This window comes from Flavobacterium saccharophilum, from assembly GCF_900142735.1.
Lineage (GTDB): Bacteria > Bacteroidota > Bacteroidia > Flavobacteriales > Flavobacteriaceae > Flavobacterium > Flavobacterium saccharophilum.
In genome coordinates, this window is the sequence record NZ_FRBY01000001.1 from 1,009,447 (window position 1) to 1,022,474 (window position 13,028).

General features: G+C 32.2%; 10 protein-coding genes. 2 read left to right on the plus strand and 8 right to left on the minus strand.

Annotation, left to right across the window (positions count from 1 at the left end; genetic code table 11):
- Positions 1 to 20: 20 nt before the first annotated feature.
- Positions 21 to 293 (minus strand): hypothetical protein, encoded by a 273-nt coding sequence (locus tag BUA98_RS04255; protein WP_072970361.1) that lies wholly within the window; start codon positions 291 to 293, stop codon positions 21 to 23.
- Positions 286 to 1,065, minus strand: a complete 780-nt coding sequence (surE, locus tag BUA98_RS04260) for a 5'/3'-nucleotidase SurE (protein ID WP_072970362.1) — start codon at positions 1,063 to 1,065, stop codon at positions 286 to 288. Before surE ends, BUA98_RS04255 begins: the two co-directional genes overlap by 8 nt.
- Before the next feature lie 211 nt (positions 1,066 to 1,276).
- On the opposite strand from surE, the gene BUA98_RS04265 reads away from it, so the two are divergent.
- Together BUA98_RS04265 and BUA98_RS04270 are read left to right on the plus strand one after the other, a co-directional pair.
- Positions 1,277 to 3,460 (plus strand): carboxy terminal-processing peptidase, encoded by a 2,184-nt coding sequence (locus BUA98_RS04265; protein WP_072970363.1) that lies wholly within the window; start codon positions 1,277 to 1,279, stop codon positions 3,458 to 3,460.
- A gap of 93 nt (positions 3,461 to 3,553) precedes the next feature.
- Positions 3,554 to 4,342: a DNA/RNA non-specific endonuclease gene (locus tag BUA98_RS04270; protein WP_072970364.1), complete on the plus strand. Its 789-nt coding sequence runs from the start codon at positions 3,554 to 3,556 to the stop codon at positions 4,340 to 4,342.
- Here BUA98_RS04270 and rpe read toward each other — a convergent pair.
- From rpe to BUA98_RS04300, 6 genes are all read right to left on the minus strand, one after another.
- The gene (rpe, locus tag BUA98_RS04275) at positions 4,319 to 4,981 is read right to left on the minus strand and encodes a ribulose-phosphate 3-epimerase (RefSeq protein WP_072970365.1); all 663 of its coding nucleotides are present in this window, start codon (positions 4,979 to 4,981) and stop codon (positions 4,319 to 4,321) included. The two genes, BUA98_RS04270 and rpe, sit on opposite strands and share 24 nt — an antisense overlap.
- 380 nt (positions 4,982 to 5,361) lie before the next feature.
- Positions 5,362 to 6,225: a sigma-70 family RNA polymerase sigma factor gene (locus BUA98_RS04280; RefSeq protein ID WP_007804760.1), complete on the minus strand. Its 864-nt coding sequence runs from the start codon at positions 6,223 to 6,225 to the stop codon at positions 5,362 to 5,364.
- Between the two features lie 139 nt (positions 6,226 to 6,364).
- Positions 6,365 to 8,119: a hypothetical protein gene (locus tag BUA98_RS04285; protein WP_072970366.1), complete on the minus strand. Its 1,755-nt coding sequence runs from the start codon at positions 8,117 to 8,119 to the stop codon at positions 6,365 to 6,367.
- The gene (locus BUA98_RS04290) at positions 8,107 to 9,297 is read right to left on the minus strand and encodes a DUF4249 domain-containing protein (RefSeq protein ID WP_072970367.1); all 1,191 of its coding nucleotides are present in this window, start codon (positions 9,295 to 9,297) and stop codon (positions 8,107 to 8,109) included. Before BUA98_RS04290 ends, BUA98_RS04285 begins: the two co-directional genes overlap by 13 nt.
- A 22-nt stretch (positions 9,298 to 9,319) precedes the next feature.
- On the minus strand, positions 9,320 to 12,103 hold the full coding sequence (locus tag BUA98_RS04295) for a TonB-dependent receptor (RefSeq protein ID WP_072970368.1): 2,784 nt from the start codon (positions 12,101 to 12,103) through the stop codon (positions 9,320 to 9,322).
- Between the two features lie 5 nt (positions 12,104 to 12,108).
- The gene (locus tag BUA98_RS04300; RefSeq protein WP_072970369.1) at positions 12,109 to 12,852 is read right to left on the minus strand and encodes a hypothetical protein; all 744 of its coding nucleotides are present in this window, start codon (positions 12,850 to 12,852) and stop codon (positions 12,109 to 12,111) included.
- Between the last annotated feature and the right edge of the window lie 176 nt (positions 12,853 to 13,028).

The window sequence follows — 13,028 nt, forward strand, 5'->3', positions numbered from 1 at the left end:
TTGCAATGCAAAGATAAGATTTAAATAAACAAAGTCGAAATTGCTAAGACAATCACGGCCAAAACAACACCTCTAGCCATTAATTCTTTATCTCTTTTTAATAAAATTAAAAATACAGCAAGATCTAAAAGAGTGCCTAAAGTGATTATTTTTCCTAAATAACCATAGTGTTTGATGGTCTGAATTCCGGACGAAAGATCAAAAGTGGTAAAGAATGTGATAAACAAATAACTGCCAAGAAGTGCAGTAAAAATTCCGATAACAAAACCAATAACAATGTCTTTTTTATTCATTTAATTTCCAGGTATTAAGTTGTTGCATAGTATGATGTGCTGTTAAATCAAATTGTACGGGAACGACTGAAATGTAACCATTTTCAAGAGCCCATTCATCAGTGTCTTCGCCTTTATCTTCGTTTGTGAATTTTCCTGTCAGCCAGTAATAATCTTTTCCGTAAGGTGTTTGGCGTTTGTCAAATTTTTGAGCATAATAAGCTTTTGCCTGACGACAAATTTTAATTCCTTTTATTTCTTTTTCTTTTAATTTCGGAAAATTAACATTTAAAACTACTCCGGCCGGTAATTTATTGGCAAGTGTTTCAAGAGTAATTTTTTTGACAAATGATTTAATTTGTTCGAAATCGGCGTTCCAGTCAAAATCTAATAAAGAAAAACCAATAGCCTGAATGCCTTCAATTCCTGCTTCAACTGCGGCGCTCATTGTTCCTGAATAAATTACATTTATAGAAGAATTTGAACCGTGATTGATTCCTGAAACGCACAGATCGGGTTTTCGGTGCAGGATTTCATTTACGGCCAGTTTAACACAATCTACCGGTGTTCCCGAACAACTGTATTCAGTAGTTTTTGCATTTTCTTTTGAAATTTTGTCCAGAAATAAAGTATTGTTGATGGTTATCGCATGTCCCATTGCACTTTGAGGTTTGTCCGGGGCAACCACGATTACTTCGCCAATCGTTTCCATAACACTGATTAAAGCTCTGATTCCGGGTGCTAAAATTCCGTCGTCATTAGTAACTAATATCAAAGGTTTTTCATTTTTCATGCGTGGATGTCATTTGTGAATTGTCAAAATTAAAGCTTGTTAAAGCAAATGTAGTAACAGATTTTGGTAGAATACTAACAAATAAATAAAAATTGTCAACTAAATTAAAGAACGTTTTCGTGCATTAAACATTTTTATATCTTTAACAAAAAATTATAGTGAACTTGGCTTTCATGGCACAGTTTTTACCGTAACTTAGATTAAAAAATTGATGAATGCTATTATTAAATTTATGAAAAGAAATTATAAAATACTTATAGCCGTATTATGCTTGTCATTAACCTTATTTGCTTTTAAAATAAATGCAGATAAGTCAGAAGATCCGGACCCAAATAGAGATAAAACACTTTTAGAATTACTTGCATTTGTTATTGAAAAAGGACATTACAGTCCTGCAGAAATAAATGATGAGTTCTCTAAAGGAATTTTTAAAGATTATATTGATGCTTTAGATCCTTCAAAAAGGTTCTTTTTACAGTCTGATATTGATGAATTTAAGCAATATGAGCTGCAATTAGATGACCAGTTTTTGAATAAGGATCTGACGTTTTTCAATTTGACTTATACCAGATTGATGAAGAGAATGGAAGAGAGCAAAAAACGTTACAAAACGATTTTGGCACAACCTTTCAATTACAATGTTGATGAGACTTTTAATGCAGATTATGAGCATATTCCTTATGCTAAAAATGCAACGGAGATTAACGAAAGATGGAGAAAACAGATTAAATTATCTACACTTTCATCTCTTGTTACAAAACAAAAATTAGAAGAAGATAAAAAGAAAACAGATCCTGCTTACAAAGCAAAATCTTTTGAAACTTTAGAAAAAGAAACTCGTGAGAGTTCTTTAAAATCTTTGGATGATAATTTCAGTTTAATTAAAGATCTAAACAAAGAAGATTGGTTTTCTGTTTACGTAAATTCAATCATGACGCGTTTTGACCCGCACACAAGTTATTTTGCACCTGAAGAAAAAGACCGTTTTGATGTAAACATTAGTGGGAAATTAGAAGGTATTGGAGCTAGATTAACTAAGAAAAATGATTTTACTCAAATCGATGAGTTGATTTCTGGAGGACCAGCATGGAAAGGAAAACAGCTTGAAGCTGGAGATTTAATTTTGAAGGTAGCACAAGGAAACGAGGAGCCTGTGGATGTTGTAGGTATGCGTTTGGATGATGTTGTGAAAAAAATTAAAGGTCACAAAGGAACCGAAGTAAAACTTACAGTTAAAAAAGTAGATGGTACTATTAAAGTAATTTCAATTATCAGAGATGTAGTTGAAATTGAAGAAACATACGCTAAATCAAGTATTGTAGAAAGAAATGGATTGAAATACGGTGTTATCTACTTGCCTAAATTCTATATTGATTTTGAAAATAAAGATGGCCGCGATGCCGGAAAAGATATTGCTCTTGAAGTAGAAAGATTGAAAAAAGAAGATATTAACGGAATCGTTCTTGATGTTCGTGATGATGGTGGTGGATCTTTATCTACGGTAGTTGATATTGCTGGTTTGTTTATTGAAGAAGGACCAATTGTTCAGGTGAAATCTGCTGGTAAAAAGAAAGAAGTTTTATACGATAAAGATAAAAAAATCGAATGGGACGGACCACTAGTGATTATGGTAAACAGTTTCTCAGCTTCGGCTTCAGAGATTTTGGCTGCTGCAATTCAGGATTACAAGCGTGGAGTAATTATTGGAAGTAAACAAACTTACGGAAAAGGTACTGTACAAAACGTTTTAGATTTAAATCAGTTTGTTCGTAATGCTAATTATGGTGATTTAGGCGCTTTGAAAATTACCGGACAAAAATTCTACAGAATCAATGGTGGATCAACTCAGTTAGAGGGTGTCCATAGTGACGTGGTAATGCCAGATCGTTATGCTTACTTAAAAATGGGTGAACGTGATATTGATAACGCAATGCCATGGGATAAAATAGATCCTGCTGATTATAATACCTGGACTTCAAATGAGAAATTTAATCAGGCGATTGCAAACAGCAGAAGTAGAATTGCAGGTAATGCTCAGTTTAAATTAATTGAGGATAATGCTAAATGGATTGATGTTAAAAACAAAGAAAATACCTATAGTTTAAATATTAATAGTTTTAAGGCGACTCAAGAGCAAGTTGAAAATGAAGGTAAAAAATATAAGCCAATTTCAGATTACAAAAACAATTTAGTCTTTAAATCTTTGCCTTATGAAGAGCTTGAGATGAACAGCGATGCAACACTAAAAGAAAAAAGAGAAGCATGGCATCAGGCGTTAGCTAAAGACGTTTATGTTGAAGAAGCATTAAATGTTTTGGATGATTTACAAACTAAAGGTTTGGTAAAGAACAGCGTTAGTCCTAAAATGAAAAAAGATAAATTAGTTAAATCTTAATTTTAGAAAATATATTGTTATTAAGCGCTCCAAAAAAGTTTATTTTTTGGAGCGCTTTTTTTGTAAGTTTAATAAACTAAAGATATTGTGTAGATGAGAAATTGTATTTTATTAGGTTTGATCGTTTTGATTTCTGTTTCCTGTAAAAAAGAAATAACAGAAAGCACTGCCAATAAGGATTTAAAAGAAACGGAATCAAATTTTGTCACCAATCAGACCCATGCAGATTCAATTTATACTTTTGCTTATTTGCCAACGTCAACGACTAAACAAATTGTAAAGCATAAATACTATACACTTTCGTATAATGAGAAATTTGAACAAGCCGAATGGGTTGCCTATGAATTAAAGAAGGAATATCTCACAAATAATGATTTTAAAAGGCCTTATTTTATTGAAGATCCAAAAGTAGTAACCGGTTCTGCAGATTGGAGAAACTATAAAAAGTCTGGCTATGACAAAGGGCATCTTTGTCCGGCTGGTGATATGGAGTTTAATAAGGATGCCTATACAGATACATTTTATACCTCAAATATTTCACCCCAAAAGCATGATTTTAATAGCGGAATCTGGAATAGATTAGAGCAGAAAACCCGTTATTGGGCTGAAAAGTATAACGATATTTATGTCGTAACAGGTGGGATTCTGAAAGATTCAGACAAAAAAATAGGGACAGAAAAAGTTGCTGTCCCTAAGTATTTTTATAAAATCATTTTGGCTAAATCTGGAAAGGAGCATAAAGCAATTTCCTTTTTAGTTCCGAATGAAGATAGCGATAAGTCAATTTATGATTTCGTTGTTCCAATTGAAACTTTGGAAAAAATGACCGGAATTGATTTCTTCCCAAATTTAAAAAACTTAAAAAGTAGTAAGGACTTTTAATTCTGCAATAGTCTGAGTTGGATTTTCGGCTTTAAAAACAAAACTTCCAGCGACTAAAACATCTGCTCCGGCTTCTACTAGTTGTTTAGCATTTTTACTAGTTACGCCGCCATCAATTTCAATAATAGTCGATGCATTTTTACGAGTAATCAAAGCTTTTAGTTTCTCTACCTTAGTATAAGTGTTTTCAATGAATGACTGCCCTCCAAAACCAGGATTCACACTCATAATAAGTACTAAGTCAATGTCGTTGATAACATCTTCTAATAAATCAATATTCGTGTGAGGATTGATTGCAACTCCTGCTTTCATTCCTTCAGCCTTAATAGCCTGTAGTGTTCTGTGCAAGTGTGTGCAAGCTTCATAATGTACAGTTAGAATATTGGCACCTAAATCAGCAAAAGTTTTAATGTAGCGGTCTGGATCAATTATCATTAAATGTACGTCGATTGTTTTTTTAGCGTGTCTTGAAATCGCTTCTAGAACCGGCATTCCAAAAGAGATATTCGGCACAAAAACTCCGTCCATAATATCAATGTGAAACCAATCAGCCTGACTGTTATTGATCATTTCGATATCACGTTGTAGATTGGCAAAATCGGCTGCAAGAACAGAAGGAGCAATAAGTGTATTCTTCATTTTGTGTAGTTGTGTGTTATTTTGGCAAAGATAAATTTTTTATTATTTAGATTGAAATTTAACCGCAAAGGCCGCAAAGATTTACACAAAGGCCGCAAAGATTTTTTATAAGCTTGTTGAAATTATAAGGTCAGAAAGCTTTGTGAACTTTGTGCTTTCAACATTTCAATAGAAAAAAACTTTATGAACTTTGTGGTAGAAAATAGTAGCAAATAAAAAACTCCGGTAATCAGCCGGAGTTTCAATCATCAATCAAAAAACGAACAGTCAATCAAACTGTTGTTTGCTTTACGGTCCAATATAGGCAGTTTCGCAATAAATTCCAAATTCCAATAAAATAATTGGGATTTGGAATTTCTAATATTGGATTTTGTGGGGTTTTATCCCAAATAAGTTTTAAGAATTTTACTTCTTGAAGTATGTTTTAATCTGCGGATTGCTTTTTCTTTAATCTGACGTACACGTTCACGAGTTAAGTCGAAAGTTTCTCCAATTTCTTCTAATGTCATTGGGTGCTGATCACCAAGGCCAAAGTATAAACGAACTACATCAGCTTCTCTTGGAGTTAATGTTTCTAATGAACGTTCAATTTCAGTACGTAATGATTCATGAATTAATTCTCTGTCTGGGTTTGGAGATTCACCTGAACGTAAAACGTCATAAAGGTTAGAATCTTCTCCTTCAACAAGAGGTGCATCCATTGATAAGTGACGACCAGAGTTTTTCATAGACTCTTTTACGTCATTTACAGTCATGTCAAGTTCTTTTGCAATTTCTTCAGCAGAAGGCGGACGCTCATTAGATTGCTCTAATAACGCATACATTTTGTTGATTTTATTGATAGAACCAATTTTGTTTAATGGTAAACGAACAATACGGGATTGTTCTGCCAAAGCCTGAAGGATAGATTGACGAATCCACCAAACTGCGTAAGAGATAAATTTGAAACCACGTGTTTCATCAAAACGTTGAGCGGCTTTAATTAATCCTAAGTTTCCTTCGTTAATTAAATCAGGAAGCGTTAATCCTTGATTTTGATATTGTTTAGCAACCGATACTACGAAACGTAGGTTGGCTTTTGTAAGTTTTTCTAAAGCTCTTTGATCACCAGCCTTTATTCTTTGTGCTAATTCTACCTCTTCATCAGCGGTAATTAGGTCAACTTTTCCGATTTCTTGTAGATATTTATCTAACGATGCAGTTTCACGATTGGTTACCTGCTTGGTGATTTTAAGTTGTCTCATTTTCTTGTCTCCTTATTTTTAAAGTGTACAAATGGTTATACGTAAGAAGTTTCAAAAAGGTTACAATAATTTGAAAAAAAAATAAAAATTCCCGTTTCAAAAATTTTGAAACGGGAATTTTATTGATTTTCTTAAGCTTTTAATTTACTAAGGAATCTTTTACTTCAATTATTTCTTTTAAAGAAACTGGTAAGCCATTTTTTGTAAATCCTTCAAGGACAATTTCAAATAAACCTGAATTATCAGAAGTATAGAATGTATTATTGCTTTCATTGTTTAGTTTTACTTCTGGATTCCAAAACAATTGGTTTCTAAAATCTGGAATTCTTTCGTTGTCAGCAATATTAGTATAATCAATTTTATTATATATTTTTTTTAACTGTGGTCTTAGTATGGAAGTATTTACAATTGAGCTTGCCTTTTGAGTGCTTTTGAAATCTTTGTCGAAAGTAGAAAAAATAATTACTCCGTTAAATGATTTCGCCCCAACATAATATCGTCCTACAATTAATTCGATTTTATATACATTTTTCATGTTGTAGGTCATCAATTCGTTCTGATTTTCCAAATATAATCCATCAACAAGTACTAATGCAGCTTCTGGTAGTTGTGGGAAAACACTAGGATCATTTACGTGCAAATAAACTTTGTCGTCTTTTTGCTTATGATATATTTCTGTCGCAACTTCAGTTATAGTTTCTTTTAAGGTTTTAAATCGTGTATAATCATCTAAAACATATTCTTTTGCTATCGGATAATAAAATGGATCATAGCTTGGTGCTTTGACAATGTTATCTGTTTTTTTGTGATAGTAAGCATTTTCTATTTGGCTTGATATTGATCTGTTTACCAGGCTTTCTTTTATTACATAAGATAACGGAGAATCTGCATTAAATGTTAATTTAGAATAATCTATTTTAGGCAATTCATCTACCGAAAGAGTATAACGAGATGCGTTATCATCAATAATTTGTACTGTAATGGCATTGTTGTAATTTGCTTTGTCTATGCTAAAAATGAACTTTCCATTACTGTCTGTTTTAACTGCTTTAAAAGCAAATGATTTGCCAGGAAGTGATAGTGCAACTGTAATATTTTCGACTTTATCACTACCATTTATTGAAGCAATTTTACCAGAAATAACTTCACCTCTAATTTCAGGTAAAATAATATTAGAATCCGGACTCAAAAGTGCAACTGTATTGTTTTTACTGAAAGATGAAAAATTGGCCGCTGCAATTTGATTTTGAGCCGGCAAATTGTCTATTTTTCTAACAGATAAGGAGTAACTCCCGTCTTTAAAAACTGGATTGACAGGTTCGATTTTTAAAGATACTAATTCGCGATTGCCAAAGCTTTTTTTGTTAAGATTGAATTTTACATTCTCATTAGTAATGCTCTTTTCTGTTGGAGTCGATTGGTTTCCGTTCGTGGCTATATTGCTGCTGCTGTTGGGTGTCGCATTTGATACAGTTTCTTTTTCGCTTGTCTTAAACGGATTAATGATTGTAATGTCTATTTGAAAAAAATCTGCGGTTGACTTGTTTAGCATCCAATCAGTATAGCCAATCAGTTTGTAATTTCCTGTTTTTAAATTTGTTGGTATGAAATAGTCTCCTTGCCCATAAGAATTTTCTAAGGCGACTTTAGTTTTAAAAACCGAATTTTTATCACTGTCAACAAGTTCAATGTAAGCAATTTTGCTAATGATACTCGGCGTTTTGTCTGAAGATTTCAGACAATATATTTTGTACAATAAGCTCTCTCCTGAAACAAAGGTAGTTGCATTTGCATGAATAAATACCGTTTCGTCTAAAGCAACGATCGATTGTGCGCTGGTTAATTGCGTATTAATTAATACAAACAATAATATAAGGTGTTTTAATTTGTCCAAAATGAAGGTATTTGGTTAGATGAAAAGGAAGTGCAATCGCCACATTCTACAGGAACCATGTAATAAAAACTGGATTCTATATTGTATTTATATGTAATAGTATGAGAATTAACTCTATCAATTAAAACATTTCCACGACAGGGAGTAGGCATACTAAAGCCAAAGCAAAATTTAAATTCTTCTTCTGTGCAATCTGTATAGTATGGCGGAAGTGTTTCTCCAGGAAATAAATCAGAGTAATTAAAAAATATTCTTTTTGATGAAAAAGATGAAACTTCAAAAAAGCCAATTACTTTTTCACCAGTATTAGAAACACATTTTAAATTTCCGTTGATAAAACCTGGCTGTTTAGGAGATAATACACTAGCCGAACTAGAAATTTCTTTCATCGTTTTACGGAAGGTATAGGATTCTAAATTTTGCACGTATTGCTTCACCAGGATGCTGTAACGATGGCTGATGATATAATTTTGATCACTGATAAAACGAACAGGAAAGTTAACGCGATCTTCTTGCAAATTTGTTGTAGTGGTTAAGATGATATCATTTGAGGCTTTAGTACTGTAACACACTCTGGTATTAGGATCGTTAGGCTCTAGTCCAACTGTTTGAGGGCCTGTAACTACCAATTTTTCCTGACGGTATACAGGCGCAATAATTTTGTAGGTCTCTTCATACTCGTATCTGTAGTATTTTGAAGTATTGCTCGGATCATAGTTGTTTACTCTAATTTGAACCCCTCTTCCTTCTTTGCTGTCTGTAACAACTGTAGGAATAACGCTTTCAATTTGATTTTCAGTAGTAAGGGTTTCGTTTGACGATTGGTATACTTTACCGTCCTTGGTTTTTATTTCTAAAGTATAAATTCTGTTAGGCACAGCTTGAAAGTCGGCTTCTGATACATAGATGCCGTTATCTTCTTTAAAATTAAATACAGTTCCTTGGTCGTCTTTAACTGTTACTGTAGCTCCAGTTTCATTTACAACACCGTCATCTTCAAGTTTAGCAGTTTTAGATAGTTTAACTTCTTGCTTTTTTAATTCATTAGTTATAGTTGCCTCAACAACCAGAGCTTCTTCATAAGTATCTGATTGTAATACATAAGTCTCTGTGCAGCTGCTCAAAAAAAGACTCAGTAATAGAAGGAGGGCGTATTTATTTTTATATATTGTTTTCATGATTTTTGAATCCGTTGGGAAATTAAAATTTAAAGTTATAAGTAATACTAGGAACAGGAATAGAAAAAATAGATGTTTTATATCCCTTCACTTTACCGCTAGGATCTGTTACAAAATAAATTGAATACGGGTTGTTGCGGCCTAATACATTGAATACAGATATATTCCAGAAACTATGAGCTAGTTTTTTTATCTTATGGTTTCCTTCAATGTTGATTCCGATATCTAAACGAATGTAATCTGGAATTCTGTATTTATTTCTGTCGCTATAAAGAGTGTATTCCGCTCCTCCATAATTATATGTACCAATAGGGAATGTAATTGGTCTTCCGGTCTGGTATAAAAAGTTGGTTGAGAAACTATATCTCTTTGTAAATTTATAATTTAAGACAGCACTAAAGTCATGAGGTTTGTCAAAATTTGATGCGAAATATTTACCTCCATTTACCTTTTCTTCGTTAAATTGGCTATCTAATTTTATAAGAGATCTGGAATAGGTGTATCCAATCCAGCCGTTTAGTTTCCCTACTTGTTTCTTAACTAAGAACTCAATTCCGTAGGCCTTTCCTTCACCTTGTAAAAGTTCAGTTTCTACATTTTCATTTAATAATAATTGTGCTCCAACTTTATAATCGAGAATGTTTTTAGATCTTTTGTAATAACCTTCCAGACTCAATTCATATTCTTCATCTTTAAGATTTTTGTATAATCCTAAGGATACCTGTTGCGCGCTTTGAGGTTTTACATTTGCATCTGATAATTTCCAGGTATCAGTTGGCGATTGTGTAACGTTACTAGACAAAAGATGAATGTATTGTCTTGTCATGTCATAACTTGCTTTTATAGAAAAATCTTCAGCAAAGAAATATCTCGCAGCTAAACGAGGTTCAAATCCTCCGTATGTTTTTACAACCTCATTGTTGCCGTAATGTTCTGTTCTAATTACTGTTGCGTCATTCAAAGGTAATCCTTCCTGATAAAAATTCACATCAGATTCTCCTAATGAAGCATAAAAAGAATATCGAACACCTAAATCAACAAGTAATTTTTCGCTTAATTTATAATTGTCACCAAAATAAACAGCAGATTCCAGTGCCTTTTCTTTTGCTATATCAGTAGGGACTAATGTAGCATTTGGGTTAGTAGGATGTTGGTATCCTGGAGAAATGTTATATAATTTGCTTGCAATTCCGTAAGAAAAATTATGTTTTTCATTAAAAGCATAATTGAATTTTAATTGCAATTGCGATTCGTTAATCTTATAGCCAAAATCAAATGAATTGATATCGTCAGTATCATAATCAATGTTGAATTTGTATTCGCTGTTTGTAAAAAGAAGAGCAGATTTATGTCTCTTACTAAATGTATGATCCCATTTTACAGAAGCCAACCTATTGCTGTATTTGTAAATAGAGTCTGAACTAACGCTAAAACGATCGTGGCTGTAATACAATGTAGCTTCTAAATTATTGTTTTTATTGATAGCATTGTTGTATTTCAGAATCCCGTCATAAAAACCAGCCTGGCTGTTTTTAAGGTTTTCGTCGTCTAAAGTTTTTAATATCCAGTCCGAGTAAGTTGCTCTGGCACCAAAAAGAATGCTTGATTTATTTTTTTGTATTGGGAGGCCAAAACTTAAGTTTGAGGTAACAGGGCCTATAGCACCTTCTCCAGAGAATTTTTCTGGATTCCCATTCTTTGTCGTAATGTCAAATACAGAGGAAAGTCTTCCTCCAAAATCAGCTGGAATGCTTCCTTTGTAAATATCTGCCTTTTTTGCTGTATAAGGGTTTATTGCAGAGAAAAAACCTAAAAAGTGCTGTGGGTTATAAAGGACAGCATTGTCAAGAAGAATTAAGTTTTGATCTTCTTTACCACCTCTTACGTTAAAACCTGCAGATCCTTCTCCAGTGGTTTTAATACCGGGAAATGTTGTTGCTACCTTTAGTATATCTCTTTCTCCAAGAATTAATGGAACATTTTTCATTCCTTCAATGTCAATGGAGACCAATCCTGATATAACGGTTTCTGTAGTTTTTTGTCCTTTTTTCTTAATTACAACTTCATCCAGTTGATTTGATTTCTCATTAATATCGATGTCTAAATTACCGTTATCATATACAATAACCGTTTTTGTAATTTCTTTGTGGCTTAAAGATTTTATTTCAACAACGTTTACTCCTCTTGGTAATTGTAAGCTGTAATGTCCGTCTAAATCAGTAGAAGTGCTGATGTTTTTATTTTTTACCTTTAAAAATATGTTTGGCTCTGGCTTACCAGTTTCTTCATTTTTAATGGTACCAGTCAGTGTGAAATTCTTTTTCGTGATGTCCTTGTTTTCTTTTCCTATAAAAACGACTGCCGATTTTTTTGTTACACTATAGTTACTTAAAGTATCTAATTGTTTGTAAAAAATTGGATTTTCTGAATCATCGTTTTGATCATTTACAGTTTCGGGAGGTGCATCTGTAAAAAAGTTACCCGGTAACTTTTCGTGAATAGTATTGTTTAGAGTTAAGATTACTTTGTTTTTTAAGACAACATAATTTAAATCTGTTTTGGCTAAAAGTTTATTTAATATTTCATCAATTGTTGCATTGTTGAAATTTTCGGAAATTAAAATTTTGTTTGATTCAATCCAAGTTGGATCAAAGTAAAATTTATAAGATGTGGAGGATTCAATTGTTTTTATTGCTGTTACTAAATTTTGATCTTTAAAAGTTATAGTTAGTTTTTCATTTGAATCCTGAGCGAATGAAAAATTAAAGGACAGTAAAATAATTAAGGCGAGTATAATTTTTTTCATTAGTCTTATTTATTTTGATTTGAAAGAGAGTTATTAATATATTTCATCAGATTTTTCATGAATTGATTAGGATCAGATTTTCTAATATCTCTATTCATTAAATAAAACTCATTTATTTGTTTTTTTAGGTCTGGAAATATTTTTAGTATTTCGCCTTTTGTATCTACTTTGTATAAGTTTTTTTGATATGATAAGTAATAAGTACTGCTTGGTTTGAACTGGTAATAAATTCCGTCTTCCCTAACTTTTTTCTGCATTAATTTGCTGTACTTGATGTAAAAAACAAAGTCATTGCTATTTTCTGCAATTTCATAATAACCCGAGGTGAAATTGGGTAAATTGAATTGCTCCTTGTTTAGATTGACAAATTTTTGGTTATAGATTGAAAAAGACTGGACTTTTTCTTTGATAACACTTATTCCTAATAAATCGGAAGCGCCATGCGGATTCAAAATCAAAATATCTCTGTATATGTCATATTTAAGAGCAGTTTCGTAGTATGTCTGTCCTTCATAAGACAATGAACCTTTTTCAAATTTATCATCGATATAATAGATATGACCGTCTGAAGTCCGGAAAGGGTCAGTATATAATATTCCGTTGTTGATGTCTAGATTTTCTTTTCCTACAGTTTTGTCATACAAATTAAACACTTCTATTTCCTTGCTTGTTTGACTGTGTATTGAGCAAATGTTTAGTAATAATCCAAAGAATGTTAGGATTGTTAACTTTTTTTGATAATTTTTCAAAGGATTGTACGGTTTGATTAATTTATTTTGGTGATTTCAAAAGTATTAAAAAAAATATAACAAAGTATAGTCCGAAATGTTAAATTGTAATAAAATATTTATTCTTTTAAACGAAAAACCCCAATTCAAATAAATGAATTGGGGTTTTCTATGAATAAACCTTTAGTAAACTAAGA